This window comes from Geobacillus sp. Manikaran-105, from assembly GCF_002809955.1.
GTDB classification, from domain to species: Bacteria; Bacillota; Bacilli; order Bacillales; family Anoxybacillaceae; genus Geobacillus; species Geobacillus thermophilus.
In genome coordinates, this window is sequence record NZ_PIJG01000009.1 from 55,059 (window position 1) to 69,952 (window position 14,894).

The following is a 14,894-nucleotide window of genomic DNA, read 5'->3' on the forward strand; positions in this document are numbered from 1 at the left end:
GCGATACAGGATGAAAGGGACGAGCAGTGGATGTGGAAACGAATCATGATGATGGCAGCCGTTTGTTTGCTTGCCGCGTGCGGAAAAACAATTCCGGATGCCAAAAACTGGCCGGTCGCTGACTTTACGTTTGTCGATCAGACCGGCAAGCCGTTTGGACTTCGCGATCTGAAAGGAAAAGTGTGGGTCGCCGATTTTATTTTTACCAATTGCGAAACGGTGTGTCCGCCGATGACCGCCCACATGGCCAAACTGAAAGAGAAGGCGGAAGAAAAGGGGCTCGATGTTGAATTTGTTTCGTTCAGTGTCGACCCGGAAGTTGACACGCCGGAAAAACTGGCGGCTTATGCGAAACAATTTACAAATGACCTAGCAAACTGGCATTTCCTGACCGGGTACCGCCCAACCGAGATCAGCGAGCTGGCGCAAAAAAGCTTTAAAACGATGGTGCAAAAGCCGGCTGGCGATGACCAAGTCATCCACGGCACAAGCTTTTATTTAGTCGGGCCGGACGGAAAAGTGGTTCAGACGTACAGCGGTGTGCAAGATGTGCCGTACGATACGATTTTAGAGCATATTGAAATTTTGCAGTCGTCGCGATAAGGCAAAAACGGACGCCGTTTTGCCTTCTTTTCGTCTTTCCCCTGTTGCGGCAAAAGGCAGGTGTCACACATGATGCGATGGGGATGGCTCATCATGGTGGGGGTGTTGCTTGCCGGGTGCACGGTGCTCCCGGCCGGCGGGAAGCCGGACCGCCCGCATGAAACCGCCGTCAGCCAGCCGGAAGCGAAGCCGTTGCCGAAAGACATTCACCTCGTCGCGTTAGGCGATTCATTGACCGAAGGAGTCGGAGACGGTGAAAGGAAAGGCGGCTATGTCGGCCGCCTTGTCCCGCTTTTGGCGGCGGAGGATGGGGTGCGGACGGTGACCGTCACGAATGCCGGAAAGCGCGGCCGGCGCATCACCGAACTTGAACCGGTTATTCGCGCCCATCAGGCGGAGCTTGAGCGGGCTCATATCGTCATGATCACGATCGGCGGCAATGACGTGATGAATGTCGTCCGCGCTCATTTTTTTGACTTATCGTACGAGCGGTTTGCGAACGAGAGCCAACGATTTGCCGAGCGGCTCGATCATTTGTTGATGTTGTTGCGCACGATCAACCCGGATGCGGTCGTTGTCCTGATCGGCTTGTACAATCCGTTTTCCGCCACGTTGCCGAACATCCCGGAAATCGATGATGTCATCGCCGAATGGAACCGCACAAGCCAAGCAGTGGTTTCCCGCTATCCGCGCACGATCTTTGTGGATATTCAAGACATGTTTGCCAACCGCGATGATTTGCTTCACCGCGATGAATTTCACCCGAACGCCGAGGGATATGCGCAAATGGCAGTGCGGGTGTATGAGTCGCTCGATGCGCGAAAAGAGTGGTGGGCGAACTGATGGAAACGAAATGAAGCAGCATAAGGAGTATGTTGGAATGAATTGGAAACGATCGTTTTTCGTTTTGGCGGCTGTGAATGCTGTTGTGCTCATTCTTGCCGCTGTTTGGCTGCTGCAGCCGTCTCCGCCGGTGAAACGGCCGGAGCGCCCGGATGTGGAAGGGGCTTCGTTTACGGTGTACTCCAAAAAAGCGCACTTGAACGCTGTCATTAACGATTATTTGGCGGAAAAAACGAAAGACCATCCGCTTCGCTATGACGTTTGGCTCGCCGACCGCGTTTACGTCTCGAGTGAAATTCCGATCTTTGGGCGCAACGTCGAGCTCGTCGTCTCGTTTGTGCCGAAAGTCGTGAAAGGCGGGAACGTCGAACTTGTCGAACCGGTCATTTCGCTCGGCGACTGGAAGCTGCCGGTGACGTACGTGCTTCGCTACTTGCAAAAGCATGCGCCGCTGCCGGATGAAGTCATCATCGATCCGGGACGGGCCCGCATTTATGTGGCGCTCCATGAGATTCGTTTTGGCAACGGGTATCAAGTAGCGGCGAAAAAAATCGATTTGGCGGCCGATGAAATCGTATTTACCTTAACGATCCCGACAAACCGTCCGCGGTAAAAACGTTGACGTCAACGTTTCCGTGCAACATCGTGAATCTTGTCGGCGTCTATTTGGAAGAAAAAAGGTGTCTCAAAGGCAATGAGACACCTTTTTTTGGCCGTTCCAGCCTCGTGCGGCCCCGCCGTTAGATCAGGCGCAGCCCTTTCGGATAAAAGTTTTTCACCGTCCCTTTGACTTCTTTTCCCCAGCCGAATGGAAACCCGTCGACCGTCACAAGCAGCCAGCCGCGGTCGCCGCCGGTGGACAGCGTTTCGCCGCGCCAATACTGAAGGCATTCCCGGCTGTCGCTTGATAAGTCGAGCACGTGCTTCGCTTCGTCCGCTCGCAGCGCCAAGGCGAGGGCATGGTTCGGCTCAAACCGCTCCTTTTTGGCCTCGCCAAGATGAAGGCCAGCGCGCACCACTTTCAAGCCGGACAAATCCGGGCATCGGTCCGGGAGCATGGCCAAATGGCTGCCAAACGAGAGGATTGTTCCGTGCTGCACGGTTTGCAACGATTGCTGTTCAAATTGGCGGTACAATCGGACGGCCGCTTTTGGCGCGTTCGCTTTCGCCCACCGCCCGCTCCAAGGCGGAGTCGGCCGCTGTTTTTGCAGCTTGGCGACAAAATGTCCTTCCCCTTTGAGGCGATGCGGCCAAAGGCGGGCGGCGTGGACGAGATCGGATCGATTGGTTTTCGTCCATTCCGGCCGTCCCGGCTCGATGCCGCCGATTTTCGCAATCGGCAGCAACCGCAAATCATCGTACGTCTCGAGCAGCCATTCCATCGTTTGCTCGTTTTCCTCCGGAGAGAACGTGCATGTTGAATAGACAAGAATGCCGCCTTCTTTCAGCATCGCATAGGCGCTTTCTAAAATGCGCCGCTGTCTGGCCGCGCATTCTTCCACATAGGCCGGGCTCCAAAACGAGGCGGCCTCTTCTTCTTTCCGGAACATGCCCTCCCCCGAGCACGGAGCGTCCACTAAAATTTTGTCAAAAAAGCCCGGAAACCGCTCGGCAAGCGTTTCGGGAGCTTCATTGACGACGATGGTGTTCGTCAAGCCGAACCGTTCGACGTTCTCTGCAAGCGCTTTGACCCGTTTCGGGTGGATTTCGTTGGCGACAAGCAGCCCTCTGTTTTTCATCATCGCGCCAAGCTGGGTCGTTTTCCCGCCAGGGGCGGCGCACAAGTCAAGCACCGTATCCCCCGGCTCAGGCTGCAGCGCCTCGGCGGCCGCCATCGCGCTCGGTTCTTGAATGTAATACAGGCCGGCCGCATGGTACGGATGCTTTCCCGGCTGTTCGTCCGGTTCATAATAAAACCCGGTCGGGCAAAACGGCACCGGGGAAAGGGAAAAGGGCGCCGTTTTGACCCATGCGCCCGGGTCGGTTTTCAACGGATTGACGCGCAAGCCGTTGATTTTTTCGTTTTCATACACAGCGAAAAACTCGTCTGCTTCTTCATCAAGCAGCTTCTTCATTTTCGCGACAAATGCTTCCGGCAATCTCAACGCAGCAAATCTCCTTTCTCCGTCCGTTGTCATGAGCGTTTGCCTGGCCATTTCACTTTTGGCTCCGTTTTGTTCAAGATGCGCTTGATGTTGGCGCGATGACGATAAAAGATAAACGAAGCCAGCAACAACACTGCCACCGTCAATGGAATGTCGTCCGTGAAAAAGACGGTGTACACGACCGCGTACAGCGCCGCGGCCATCGATGACAGCGAGACGTAGCGTGAAACAGCCAAGACGACAAGAAACACGGCGATGAGCGACAAAAAGAACAACGGCGAATAAAACAGCATCACCCCGCCCGATGTCGCCACCGCCTTGCCGCCGCGGAACTTGGCGAACACCGGATACATATGGCCGACGACTGCCACCGCTCCGGCCAAAAGCGGATGCACGGGGACGGAAAAAAACATCGGCAAGCTCGCCGCCAGCGTTCCTTTCAACATATCCCCGACAATGACGATCGTGCCCGCTTTCGCCCCAAGCACGCGGAACGTGTTCGTTCCCCCGAGATTGCCGCTTCCATGTTCGCGGATGTCGATCCCGTAGCCGATTTTCCCGACAAGAAGGCCAAACGGAATCGAGCCGAGAAGATAAGCAAGAAGCAAAATGAGTGCGGTCATCGAATCAAACACCCTTTACTCAACAAGTTTGTGCATGTTTCTATTTTATCATGCGCCGGTTAAAACGGTAGACTGGAAATGAAGAAAAGCGGTTGTTTTGCATTTCCACATGATAACCGGTAAACTGAAAAGCAGGCAGGGACGGACGAGTTCATTCGTCCCGCAGCAAACGCAGAGAAGAGAGGAGCGGCTGTGATGAAAACGACCGTCACGTGGAACGGAAACATGTCATTCAGCGGCCAAAGCGCTTCCGGCGTCACCATTCCGATCGACGCCGCGAAAGACGTCGGCGGCAACGATTCCGGCGCCCGGCCGATGGAGCTGTTGCTTCACGCCTTGGCCGGCTGCACCGGCATTGACATCGTTTTGATCTTGCGGAAAATGCGGCTTGACGTCCGCGCGTTTTCGATGGAAGTCGAAGGAACGCGCGCCGATGACCACCCGAAGCGGTTTACCGACATTCATATTCATTATGCGCTCGAAGGCGATTTGCCGGAAGACAAAGTCGCCCGCGCCATTCGGTTGTCAAAAGAAAAATATTGTTCCGTTTCCCATTCGTTAAATGCCGCCATTACAGCGAGCTATTCGATCAACGGCGTGCGCGGGAAGGAGACGATCTAACCAAAGAAAAGAACGTGGCGTTCATGTTTGTTTCGCGTGGCATAGCACGGAATGGCAAAACGATGAAAAAGGTGTTCCGATCGTTGGCGGAACACCTTTTCACCGAGCTAACAGGGAAAGGCTGTCCGAAGAGATGTGTTTGACTCTATCGAGCGGTCTTTTTGTTTCTGTTGTTCTCAACAGTCAGTTGTGAATTTACAAAATATTTACAGAAAAATCATCCTTTCTGCTCTATGATTGTATGGACTCGCAAGGATATAATGGGAGTGAACGAGAAGGCGAGAGAAAGGGGAACCGGGAATGAAGAATTCCAAACGATGGGGAAGACGGGTGCTATCCGCATTGGCCGCTGCAGCGGTGCTGGCCGCCACTCCAGTCGGGGCGGCAGGGAACGGGAAAAGCATGGGGAAGCCGCCTGCTTCCTCGCACCGTTATATTGAGGTGCAGCTGTTAGGCATGAACGATTTCCACGGCCAACTCAATGTGACAAGAAAAGTCGGCGGGCGGGAAGTCGGACGGGCTGATTATTTGGCTGCCTATTTGAAACAGCGGGAGGCGGAAAACAAAAACACGCTGCTCGTCCATGCCGGCGATGCGGTTGGCGCCAGCCCCCCGGTATCAGCGCTGCTGCAAGATGAACCGACGATCGAAGTGCTCAATAAGCTCGGCTTTGACGTCGGCACCCTTGGCAACCATGAGTTTGATGAAGGAGTAGCGGAAATGCTCCGCCTGATCCATGGCGGCTACCACCCGGCGACCGGTGACTTTGCCGGAGCGGATTTTCCGTACGTGAGCGCCAACGTCGTTGATGCGCAAACGGGAAAGCCGATTCTCCCGCCATATGTGATTAAGCGGGTCAACGGCATACCGATCGGATTGATCGGCGTCACGCTCACGGAAACACCAACGATTGTGACGCCAAGCGGCGTCGCGGGAGTCAAGTTCATCGATGAGGCAACAGCGATTAACAAAGCGGTCCGGGAACTGAAGAAAAAAGGGGTGCAAACGATCGTCGTTCTCGCCCATAACCCCGGCGTATCCAATCCGGATGGGACAAACGCCAGCGGGGAAATTGTCGATATCGCCAAAAATATCGATGATGAAGTCGATGTGATTTTCGCCGGTCATAACCATGCCTATTTAAATGCGGTTGTGGACGGCAAGCTGCTCGTTCAGTCGTATTCGTACGGCACGGCGTTTTCTGATGTCGATTTGAAAATCGACCCGCGCACGAAAGACGTCGTCGCCAAAAAAGCAGAGATCGTGACGACCTATCATGACGGCATCACTCCGGACCCGGAAATTCGGACGCTCATTGAAAAATATGAAGCGAAAGTGGCGCCGCTTGTCAATCAAGTCGTCGGCACGGCAGCTGAAATGATCACCGATGAACAAAATGAAAGCGGCGAGTCCGCCTTGGGCGATTTGATCGCCGATGCCCAGCGGGCGGCGATGAAAACCGATTTCGCCTTTATGAACCCGGGCGGCATTCGCGCTGATATTGAACAAGGCGAAGTAACGTGGGGCGAGCTGTACAACGTTCAGCCGTTCAACAACCAGCTTGTGAAAATGACGCTCACCGGCGCGCAAATCCGCCAGCTTTTGAACCAACAATGGCAGCAAGGGCAAACGCGCATGCTGCAAATTTCCGGCCTCCGCTATACATGGAGCGCTAGCAGACCAGCTGGGGACAAGGTTGTTGACATTCAGCTTCCAGATGGCACCCCGCTTCATCCAGACGCTGAATATACAGTAACGGTCAACAGCTTCCTCGCCGACGGCGGTGATGGGTTCACAGTGTTGACGCAAGGGCAACACCGCGAGGTCGGTCCGGTCGATTTGGATGCCCTTGTCTCGTATATTCGCGGTCTTGAGCAGCCGTTCTCGGCACGAATTGAGGGGCGGATCAACCGTCTTCCGTAACAGGTGTTGACCGAGGAAAAAGGATGGAAGGGCGAACGGTCGCTTATCTAATGAAAAAGGTGTCCCCAAAAAACTCGGGACACCTTTTCTTTACTCCTAACGGGCGGGCTTGCAGCCGCTTGTGCTTGGACGATCGAAAAAAGATCGTTCAAGAAAGGTTTTCCGTAGATCAAGATGCTTTTTGCTCGAACAGCTTGATGATCTCCACGATCACTTCGGCCGATTTCACCATTGTATCGGCGGAAATGTATTCGTAGCGGCCGTGGAAGTTTTCGCCGCCGGCAAAAAGGTTCGGCGTCGGCAGCCCCATGTAGGAGAGCTGCGACCCGTCCGTGCCGCCGCGGATCGGTTTCACTTTCGGTTCAATGCCCAAGTTCGTCATCGCTTCGTGGGCGATGTCCACAATGAGGCGCACCGGCTCGATTTTTTCGCGCATGTTGTAATATTGGTCGTTGATTTCGAGCGTGATTCGGTCGTTTCCATATTTTTGTGCAAGCGAAGCGGCGATCTCGTTCATTTTCGCTTTGCGAGCCTCGAACTGTTCACGGTCGAAGTCGCGGATAATGTAGTGAAGTTTCGTCTCCTCTACACTCCCTTGGAATGAAAGCAAATGGTAAAACCCTTCGTATCCTTCGGTATGTTCCGGCGCCTCATCGGCTGGCAGTTGCTGTTGGAACTCCATGGCGATTTTGATTGAGTTGATCATTTTTCCTTTTGCCGTGCCTGGGTGGACGTTTTTTCCTTTGATCGTGATTTTCGCTTCGGCAGCGTTAAAGCTTTCATACTCCAATTCGCCAAGCGGCCCGCCGTCGACCGTGTAGGCAAATTGGGCGCCGAATTTGGCAACGTCAAATTTGTGCGGTCCGCGGCCGATTTCCTCATCCGGGGTAAAGGCGACGCGCACTTTGCCGTGCTTGATCTCCGGGTGTTGGATGAGATAGTTCATCGCGGTCATAATTTCGGCGATTCCGGCTTTATCATCGGCGCCAAGCAGCGTCGTCCCATCGGTTGTAATCAGTGTATGCCCTTTGTAGCCGGCGAGCTCCGGGAAATCGTTTGGCGACAAGATGATGCCTTGTTCTTTGTTCAACACGATGTCGCCGCCGTCGTACTGTTCGATGATTTGCGGGTTGACGTTGGCTCCCGTAAACTCCGGAGCGGTGTCCATATGAGCCAAAAAGCCGATCACGGGCACGTTTTTGTCCGTATTGGCCGGCAGCGTCGCCATGACGTAGCCGTTTTCGTCGACTGTGACGTCTTCCATGCCGATCGACTTCAGCTCTTCGACGAGCATTCTCGCCAGCTCCCATTGCCCTTGAGTCGACGGGCATGTGCTGCTTTCTGGATCGGACTGGGTATTCACTTTGGCGTAGCGGATGAAGCGTTCGATCAATTCTTGTTTCATTTGTTCATCTCCTTTTTATGTATGAGTGTTGGGTGAATGCGCGAATCGCTTCTCCAATGCAGCGGAGCGGTTCCGTGTTTATTTTATCATATGCGATCTCCAACAAGGAAAGAGGGAGCGCCATGCGGCGCACGAGTTTTCCGCGGCCGGCGAGGCGGTTGGGATTTCGAAAGCGAAGGAATTGGGCGTCAAACCATTGGCGATGAGGCGATTTTGGCCGAGAAGCGGACGGTGGCGGAGCTCGAAGGGGCGTTCGTTTGCCCGGAAGGAGCGGCGGCGTTTGCGGCGGTCCGAAAATTGCGCGAGAGCGGCTGGATTCGCGACGGGGAGACGGTCGTCGTGCTCAACACGGGGACGGGATTGAAATACGCCGATTTGGTTCAAGTCGCCCCACCGGTGCTTGAACCGGGAGATTCGCTTTCGATGCGGGAATAATCAAGCTGTGAGCAAAAAACATAGACAAATTGAAAACAGTATTGTATGCTAAACTCATCAGAATAATTAAAAATGAAAAACGATTCATCTTCGGGGCAGGGTGAAATTCCCGACCGGCGGTGATGAGGCGCTTCGCCTCTCAGCCCGCGAGCCGCAAGGCAGGATCCGGTGCAAGTCCGGAGCCGACAGTATAGTCTGGATGGGAGAAGATGAAGGTTTGCCGGCGTTCGTTTTGGCGCATGCGAACGTCTAGTTGCGCACACCCTTTTTCTCCCTTAAGCCTTGTTCGGTTTAAGGGAGTTTTTGTTGGCGCTCGCAGCGGCAGCCTTCTTCTTGTGAGGATGAATCACGAGAAGGGGAGGAGAACAAGCATGAAACGCATTTCCATCCGCGCCTTTGTCAGCATCGGAGTGTTGGGCGCCATGGCGCATGTGCTGATGATGCTCAACTTTCCGCTGCCGCCGTTTCCGAACTTTTTGCTTGTTGACTTCAGCGACATCCCGGCGCTCATCGCCGCCTTGTTGTACGGCCCGCTCGCCGGTGTGGCGGTCGAACTATTGAAAAACGTGCTGAACTACGTGTTCGTCGGCAGCGCGACCGGCGTTCCGGTCGGCCAGATCGCCAACTTCACTGCCGGGGTGGCGTTCCTTTTGCCGGTTTCCTATATTTATCGGAAAGCCGCATCGAAAAAAGGCTTGCTGCTGGGGCTGGCGGCGGGAACAGTGACGATGGCGCTCGTCATGAGCGTGCTCAACTACTACGTCTTTTTGCCGGCGTATACGCTTTTCCTCGGCGCTCCGCAGATGAGCGCACCGGAAGCGAAGGCGTTGGTGGTATCGGCGATTTTGCCGTTTAACGCCGTCAAAGGAGCGATGGCGGCCATCGTATTTCAGCTTCTCTTTTGGCGTCTTCGTGCTTGGCTTGACAAACAGGCGGCATCTCGCCAAGCCGCTTGAGGAACAAAAAGCGAGGGTTTTTCCCTCGCTTTTTTGCGTTTGTCAAAAGCGAATCCGCGGCACCCACTCGGCAAACCGTTCTTCTTTAAACGGATTGGCGGTCATCGAATAGCCGCGCTCCTCCCAATAGCCCGGCTCATCTTCTTTCATAAAGCGGATGCCGGACGCCCATTTCGCCCCTTTCCATAAATAAAATGTCGCCGGCGGGATGAACCGGAGCGGATAGCCGTGCTTCGGCGAGATGTCCTGCCAGTCGTGATGCTTGTCTTTCCATCGATAAACAAACAAGGCATCGTCGCCCATCAGCGCGTCAAGCGGCAAGTTTGCCGAATAGCCGAACCGGTCGCCGTTTAAGTAGCCGTAAATTTTTACATATTTCACGTCGGGATCGAGATCGACGAAGCGCAAAAACTCGCGGAAAGCGATGCCTTCAAACGTCGTATCAAATTTCGACCACGTCGTCACGCAGTGCATATCCACGGTCGAAATCGTCTTCGGCAGCCGCATCACTTCCTGATACGACAGCGTCACTTCCTCTTTCACATTGCCGAACAATCGGAAATTCCACGCCGCTTCATCGAATTCGTACACATCACCTTCATGCAAAATCGGCCATTTTTCCGTTTCGAATTGGCCGGGAGGAAGTTGTTTGGTCATGGGGAGGCACTCCTTTTTCTGCTAAATTTCTCTTAATTATTCATGATACAAAATAGGGGAAGGGGATGCAATAAAAAGGGGCTCGGTTCAGTTGCTGCGGCGGCATTGTTGAGAGAGGACAAATTCCCCCAAATATTGATTGATTTTCGATTTTTCTTAATTATATAATGAAAATGATGAAATTGGAATAATTGTTCCGAAATACGGAACAACCGAAAGAAAGGGGGAAGAAAAAGCTAGTGAAGAAATAAGGAAGCGAGATGAATGAACCACAATGTCAATACGATGTTTGGAGAGGAGAAGAGAAATATGGTGCTCATTGGCGTGTTGATCGTCATCATCGGCTTCATTGTTCGCATTAATCCGCTTCTTGTCGTGACAGCGGCTGGATTGGCGACAGGACTGCTCGCTCATCAATCGCTGTATGACATTATTGAACAGTTTGGAACGGCGTTTACGACCAACCGGTATATGGCGGTGTTTATTGCTACATTACCCGTCATCGGCCTTTTGGAACGCTTTGGGCTGCGGGAACAGGCGGAGAGTGTCGTGGCGAAAATCAAGGCGGCGACAACAGGGAGAATCTTGATGGTCTATTTAACATAAATCAGCCAGAAGTCCCCCACCTCTACAGGTGGGGGATGAATGGCGTTCGGTTTTTCTGTTTTTCTCTTTCTTCTTTGGATGGCAATAGAATACAATAAACATAGGAGGTGAAACCATGTATCGAACGCTGAAAACCCGTTTTCGGGCAAAGAAAGAAGTTATCCAAAAACTATTTGAATGCAATCGTATCTCCGCAGAAGTTTGGAACGAATGCCTTCGTTTGGCAAAAGAACATCATTTGGAAACAGGAAAATGGATAACCAAAACGGAACTGCAAAAAGCAACAAAAGGTCGTTTTTCTATCCACAGCCAAAGCATCCAGGCGGTTGTGCATAAATATATCTTTGCCCGTGATGGGGCAAAAGAAGCACGGAAAAAAGGAGAAAAAATCAAATATCCATACAAAAAGAAAAAACATTTCAACACGAAATGGGCAAAAGATGGGTTTGTTTTGCATGAAGACGGAACGTTGGAACTGTCGCTAGGAATTTGGAATCGAAAACGACAATCTCCTTTGGTGGTGAAAATCGACAAAGAGAAACTTCCAAACGGAAAAGTCAAAGAAATCGAGTTGGTCTATGACCGTGGTTTGTGGCTTTGTTTATCGTATGAAGATGGGAAAAAACCAAAAGAAAATCCATGTAAAAACCGTGTTGCTATTGACCCAGGGGAAATTCACACCATCGCAGCCATTTGTGAAAATGGGGAAAGCCTCATTATCACGGGAAGAAAAATAAGAAGCATTCATCGGTTGAGAAACAAGAAATTAAAAGAACTGCAAAAACTCATGAGCAGATGCAAAAAAGGCTCCAAACAATGGAAAAAGTACAATCGGGCGAAACAATATGTACTTTCGAAATCAGAGGCACAACTAAAGGATGCACTGCACAAAACCACGAGACAATTTGTTCGTTGGTGTTTGGAAAACCAAGTGAAAGAAGTCGTCATTGGAGATATCGAAGGAATCCAACGGAATACGAAAAAGAAACGAAACAAAAAGACCAATCAGAAATTATCCAATTGGTCGTTTGGAAAATTATTTGATTATCTCAAATACAAATTGAATGCCGAAGGAATTCAAATCGAGAAAAAAGATGAAAGTTATACCTCGCAAACATGCCCTGTTTGCGGGAAGAAAAATAAATCTTCTTCTAGAAATTATACATGTCAATGCGGGTACAAACGACACCGTGATATCCATGGGGCAATGAATTTATTTGCCAAAGTATATTATGGTGAAATCCGCCCATTGGAATTTACGGTCAAACCGTTTACGTATCGACGGATTGCTTAGGTATGAAGTCGTAGATGGCGAGTTCCCGCCCTTGAGTATCATGGATACTCATGTTGCCTGTGGCTCCCAACGGGACGGGTGCCAGGTGTTGCCTGCAGATAGGCTGCCAACCAGCCTATCATGCATCCACCTCCGAAGGGGAAACAGGAAACCCCCACTTCGATAAGTGGGGGAGGTTCATTCATCCGGGAAGCGGCAGCCGCGGCTGGGCTTACTTCCATCGGCGGCCATGCTCAAATGGTTCGTCCGCTCGTCGCTCCTATGGCAGAAGGAGCGGCGGATTTGCGTGCAAGTGCCGACAGCGTTGATTCTGTTGGCGTTCAACATCGCTGCAATGTATGTGATTACACTCATAGATTTATAAATTTCATCATCAAAAAGGGATGGAGATGCGATGAAAAAAGTGCTCGTGACCGGATTTGATCCGTTTGGAGGAGAAACGGTGAATCCGTCGCTGGAGGCGGTCAAGCAAGCAGCCGGATGGAAAACTGATCGGTATATCGTTGAAGTTCGGGAGATTCCAACCGTATTTGGCGAATCATTAGTCATCTTGCATGACGCAATCATGCAAGTGGATCCTGATGTGGTGATTTGCGTCGGACAGGCAGGAGGGAGAGCGGATATTTCTGTTGAAAGAGTGGCGGTGAACATCAATGATGCCCGCATTCCCGACAACGAAGGCCAGCAGCCGATTGACGAACCTGTTGTTCCAGGCGGGCCTGTCGGCTATTGGTCAACCTTGCCGGTCAAAGCGATTGTCGAGGCGTTGAGGCGTCACGGCATACCAGCCTCTGTCTCTTATACAGCGGGAACGTTCGTCTGCAACCATGTGTTTTATGGATTGATGCATTACATCACCCAATCGAAGAAGCCCATTCGCGGCGGATTTATCCATATTCCGTATTTGCCGGAACAAGCCGCCCGGCATCCCGGGCAGCCCAGCATGGCATTAGAAACGATCGTGGAAGGGCTGCGTCTTGCCATTGACGTAGCGGTCGAACGTGAAGAAGATATCCAAGCGGTTGGCGGGCACATTTGTTAAGGAGGTTTCCATTTATGGCGATCATAGAGAAAATCAGTTCTTTTGCAGGAAAATGGAAGTCGGAATGCAAAACTCCGGATTGGGCGTGGCGATCGCCACAGCCAATTTCTCACCCTTGGCGGCTGTTCCAAGCGCCATTTTCAGCGTGTGGCACAACATATCTGGATCGATCCTCGCGGCGATTTTCAGCCGGATGAATGAGGAGGATCATCATAGGATCGGATTAAAGGAAAAATCAAGGGCGAAGAAGAAGAAAAGAAGATCGTCAACAGCGGCTTTGTAAGAGAGGGCCGCTGTTTTTTGTATATTTCTACTGTAATAGAAAAGTTCTTCATCACATTGTCTAGATATTTTAAGTAGGTGTACGTAGAGAAAGAGTGAAAAATGCGAATAAAGAGAGAGACTAAGAAGGATGCAGCCACCTTCATAAAATCACCACCCCCTTCGTCGATAGGAATAATTTTCTTCTCATTGCACATCGTATCCAATAGAAACTTGGAAATAGGAGCGTCATGCCGATGGTCGAACAACGAGAACGATGGTTTTTCCTTTTGGCGCTTGGCGTCATCGCCCTTTACGTGTCCCCGCTCTTTCTCCTTGGTGAGAACGCCCATATTCGCGTCCACGATAATTTGGATTCCAATATCGCTTGGTATAAGGTGCTCTCCGAAAGTGGAAAAATCACCGGGCCGCTTGACGCGAACATTCCGCAAATTGCTAACGGCCAGTTGTCAAGAAACGCCCTCGGCTCGGAGCTGACCGGCATCGTCTGGCTGCACGCGTTCTGTGGAAGCAGCGAGAAAAGAGGCGTTTCCTCCATGGATAGGGAAACATTCCTAATTTTCAACGAGGATGCGAATGTATATTCGCATTTGATTGATTTGATGGTATAATGAAACATGCACAGCCAAATGCAGGGTGGGCAGTGGCCACTCCCTGAACGAAAGGGGGTGGTGCTGATGATGACGATCGCCGATGCGCTGACGCTCATGATTGCGTTTGCGTCACTCATCGTCGCGGTGATTGCCGTATCCAAAGACAAAAAGTAACCCACCCTGCTAGGCCGAGGCGAGGGTAGGTTACGATGCCCGAGGCTTGGGCCACTGCGCTTCTTGCAGCGGCTGTGTATGGACAGGGCATTGGTGGCCGCCAATGTCCCTGTTTTTATTTTATGTTGTCTTTGCTTTCTATTATACGCAGACGGCGATGTCTATGGCAAGAAATGATTCATGTAAGAACGGACAACCAACTTATCTGCAAGGCAGATTAGACCACTGATATATAAGGAAGCTGAAGACTTGCTTCTTCAAAAAAACATATACTTGTCGCTAACACCGCTTAAGATTTGGATAAAATTAACTCGGCTATAATAGTTGACTTGAGCATAATTTAGTAGTATTATACTAACCGTCGCTTCAATAGATACGGAGCGATCTAAAAGACTTAGAGCTTAGAGAAAAATAGCATCTTGACAAACAAAAACATTTATTGTTACTATGAAAAATGTTTGTTATGAAAAGTCTTGTGATTTTTGTGATGGTATTCTCGGGAGTTTGAATGAAAGGCTTGACATCCATCACAAAAAATGATATATTAATAAAGCATTTGAGAGTGAATTTGGAAAATCCAGATTCCTCTGTCAAGAAGTCAAAAAACGACTCAAAGACTAAAAGCAGTTGCTTGTTCCTTGAAAACTGAACGAAACGAAGCGCGACGAAAAGCGGAGGTCCGCATGGGCCGAAGCAAAAGCCAATCAACTTTCTTTGGAGAGTTTGATCCTG

General features: G+C 51.3%; 13 protein-coding genes, 5 pseudogenes and 1 riboswitch. Of the genes and pseudogenes, 14 read left to right on the forward strand and 4 right to left on the reverse strand.

All coding sequences use genetic code 11. The annotated features are described in order from the left end of the window. Positions 1 to 30 precede the first annotated feature (30 nt). The 3 genes from CV945_RS04525 (at position 31) to CV945_RS04535 (ending at position 2,059) form a co-directional block, all read left to right on the forward strand. Positions 31 to 603, forward strand: a complete 573-nt coding sequence (locus CV945_RS04525; protein ID WP_061580917.1) for an SCO family protein — start codon at positions 31 to 33, stop codon at positions 601 to 603. Positions 604 to 672: 69 nt separating this feature from the next. Then, complete coding sequence (locus tag CV945_RS04530) at positions 673 to 1,446, forward strand: SGNH/GDSL hydrolase family protein (protein ID WP_033009999.1); 774 nt, start codon at positions 673 to 675, stop codon at positions 1,444 to 1,446. A gap of 37 nt (positions 1,447 to 1,483) precedes the next feature. Then, a complete protein-coding gene (locus CV945_RS04535; RefSeq protein WP_033009998.1) occupies positions 1,484 to 2,059 on the forward strand; it encodes a YpmS family protein in 576 nt (191 codons plus the stop codon). Positions 2,060 to 2,186: 127 nt separating this feature from the next. Here CV945_RS04535 and CV945_RS04540 read toward each other — a convergent pair whose 3' ends face one another. Then, positions 2,187 to 3,551, reverse strand: coding sequence for an RsmF rRNA methyltransferase first C-terminal domain-containing protein (locus tag CV945_RS04540; RefSeq protein ID WP_044742850.1), 1,365 nt, complete (start codon positions 3,549 to 3,551; stop codon positions 2,187 to 2,189). A gap of 29 nt (positions 3,552 to 3,580) precedes the next feature. Further along, positions 3,581 to 4,174, reverse strand: a complete 594-nt coding sequence (gene plsY / locus CV945_RS04545; protein ID WP_094238708.1) for a glycerol-3-phosphate 1-O-acyltransferase PlsY — start codon at positions 4,172 to 4,174, stop codon at positions 3,581 to 3,583. A gap of 195 nt (positions 4,175 to 4,369) precedes the next feature. Here plsY and CV945_RS04550 point away from each other — a divergent pair, with 195 nt between their 5' ends. After that, entirely contained in the window at positions 4,370 to 4,795 is a 426-nt protein-coding gene (locus CV945_RS04550; RefSeq protein ID WP_033009997.1) for an OsmC family protein, read from the forward strand. Between the two features lie 300 nt (positions 4,796 to 5,095). Further along, entirely contained in the window at positions 5,096 to 6,718 is a 1,623-nt protein-coding gene (locus tag CV945_RS04555; RefSeq protein WP_100659231.1) for a bifunctional metallophosphatase/5'-nucleotidase, read from the forward strand. A 169-nt stretch (positions 6,719 to 6,887) separates the two neighbouring features. On the opposite strand, the gene pepT is transcribed toward CV945_RS04555, so the two are convergent. Then, the gene (gene pepT, locus CV945_RS04560; RefSeq protein ID WP_100659232.1) at positions 6,888 to 8,123 is read right to left on the reverse strand and encodes a peptidase T; all 1,236 of its coding nucleotides are present in this window, start codon (positions 8,121 to 8,123) and stop codon (positions 6,888 to 6,890) included. Between the two features lie 195 nt (positions 8,124 to 8,318). On the opposite strand from pepT, the pseudogene CV945_RS04565 reads away from it, so the two are divergent. Together CV945_RS04565 and CV945_RS04570 are read left to right on the forward strand one after the other, a co-directional pair. Beyond that, positions 8,319 to 8,558 (forward strand): annotated as a pseudogene (locus CV945_RS04565) (threonine synthase); the annotation flags it as partial. A gap of 82 nt (positions 8,559 to 8,640) precedes the next feature. After that, a riboswitch (FMN riboswitch) is annotated at positions 8,641 to 8,773 on the forward strand. Positions 8,774 to 8,929: 156 nt separating this feature from the next. Continuing rightward, complete coding sequence (locus CV945_RS04570; RefSeq protein WP_095859372.1) at positions 8,930 to 9,514, forward strand: ECF transporter S component; 585 nt, start codon at positions 8,930 to 8,932, stop codon at positions 9,512 to 9,514. Between the two features lie 42 nt (positions 9,515 to 9,556). On the opposite strand, the gene CV945_RS04575 is transcribed toward CV945_RS04570, so the two are convergent. Further along, on the reverse strand, positions 9,557 to 10,171 hold the full coding sequence (locus CV945_RS04575; RefSeq protein ID WP_033014096.1) for a sulfite oxidase-like oxidoreductase: 615 nt from the start codon (positions 10,169 to 10,171) through the stop codon (positions 9,557 to 9,559). A 309-nt stretch (positions 10,172 to 10,480) separates the two neighbouring features. Here CV945_RS04575 and CV945_RS04580 point away from each other — a divergent pair. The 7 genes and pseudogenes from CV945_RS04580 to CV945_RS17465 all read left to right on the forward strand — a co-directional run. Next, a pseudogene (locus CV945_RS04580) lies at positions 10,481 to 10,771 on the forward strand (5-oxoproline transporter, DUF969 family subunit); the annotation flags it as partial. Between the two features lie 121 nt (positions 10,772 to 10,892). Next, positions 10,893 to 12,071 (forward strand): RNA-guided endonuclease InsQ/TnpB family protein, encoded by a 1,179-nt coding sequence (locus CV945_RS04585; RefSeq protein WP_011231306.1) that lies wholly within the window; start codon positions 10,893 to 10,895, stop codon positions 12,069 to 12,071. 183 nt (positions 12,072 to 12,254) lie between these two features. Further along, positions 12,255 to 12,392, forward strand: a pseudogene (locus tag CV945_RS17460) (5-oxoproline transporter, DUF969 family subunit); the annotation flags it as partial. A gap of 73 nt (positions 12,393 to 12,465) precedes the next feature. Next, positions 12,466 to 13,113 (forward strand): pyroglutamyl-peptidase I, encoded by a 648-nt coding sequence (gene pcp, locus CV945_RS04595; RefSeq protein WP_100659233.1) that lies wholly within the window; start codon positions 12,466 to 12,468, stop codon positions 13,111 to 13,113. Between the two features lie 52 nt (positions 13,114 to 13,165). After that, positions 13,166 to 13,396: pseudogene (locus tag CV945_RS04600) on the forward strand (hypothetical protein); the annotation flags it as partial. 235 nt (positions 13,397 to 13,631) lie between these two features. Then, a pseudogene (locus CV945_RS04605) lies at positions 13,632 to 13,908 on the forward strand (DUF6044 family protein); the annotation flags it as partial. Between the two features lie 164 nt (positions 13,909 to 14,072). Continuing rightward, the gene (locus CV945_RS17465) at positions 14,073 to 14,162 is read left to right on the forward strand and encodes a putative holin-like toxin (RefSeq protein ID WP_231578663.1); all 90 of its coding nucleotides are present in this window, start codon (positions 14,073 to 14,075) and stop codon (positions 14,160 to 14,162) included. Positions 14,163 to 14,894 lie beyond the last annotated feature (732 nt).

Excerpts from the sequence above, each read along its gene's own strand:
- CV945_RS04525 (WP_061580917.1), top strand. The coding sequence starts at position 31 with ATGTGGAAACGAATCATGATGATGGCAGCCGTTTGTTTGCTTGCCGCG.
- CV945_RS04530 (WP_033009999.1), top strand. The coding sequence starts at position 673 with ATGATGCGATGGGGATGGCTCATCATGGTGGGGGTGTTGCTTGCCGGG.
- CV945_RS04535 (WP_033009998.1), top strand. The coding sequence starts at position 1,484 with ATGAATTGGAAACGATCGTTTTTCGTTTTGGCGGCTGTGAATGCTGTT.
- plsY (WP_094238708.1), bottom strand. The coding sequence starts at position 4,174 with ATGACCGCACTCATTTTGCTTCTTGCTTATCTTCTCGGCTCGATTCCG.
- CV945_RS04550 (WP_033009997.1), top strand. The coding sequence starts at position 4,370 with ATGAAAACGACCGTCACGTGGAACGGAAACATGTCATTCAGCGGCCAA.
- CV945_RS04555 (WP_100659231.1), top strand. The coding sequence starts at position 5,096 with ATGAAGAATTCCAAACGATGGGGAAGACGGGTGCTATCCGCATTGGCC.
- pepT (WP_100659232.1), bottom strand. The coding sequence starts at position 8,123 with ATGAAACAAGAATTGATCGAACGCTTCATCCGCTACGCCAAAGTGAAT.
- CV945_RS04570 (WP_095859372.1), top strand. The coding sequence starts at position 8,930 with ATGAAACGCATTTCCATCCGCGCCTTTGTCAGCATCGGAGTGTTGGGC.
- CV945_RS04575 (WP_033014096.1), bottom strand. The coding sequence starts at position 10,171 with ATGACCAAACAACTTCCTCCCGGCCAATTCGAAACGGAAAAATGGCCG.
- CV945_RS04585 (WP_011231306.1), top strand. The coding sequence starts at position 10,893 with ATGTATCGAACGCTGAAAACCCGTTTTCGGGCAAAGAAAGAAGTTATC.
- pcp (WP_100659233.1), top strand. The coding sequence starts at position 12,466 with ATGAAAAAAGTGCTCGTGACCGGATTTGATCCGTTTGGAGGAGAAACG.
- CV945_RS17465 (WP_231578663.1), top strand. The coding sequence starts at position 14,073 with ATGATGACGATCGCCGATGCGCTGACGCTCATGATTGCGTTTGCGTCA.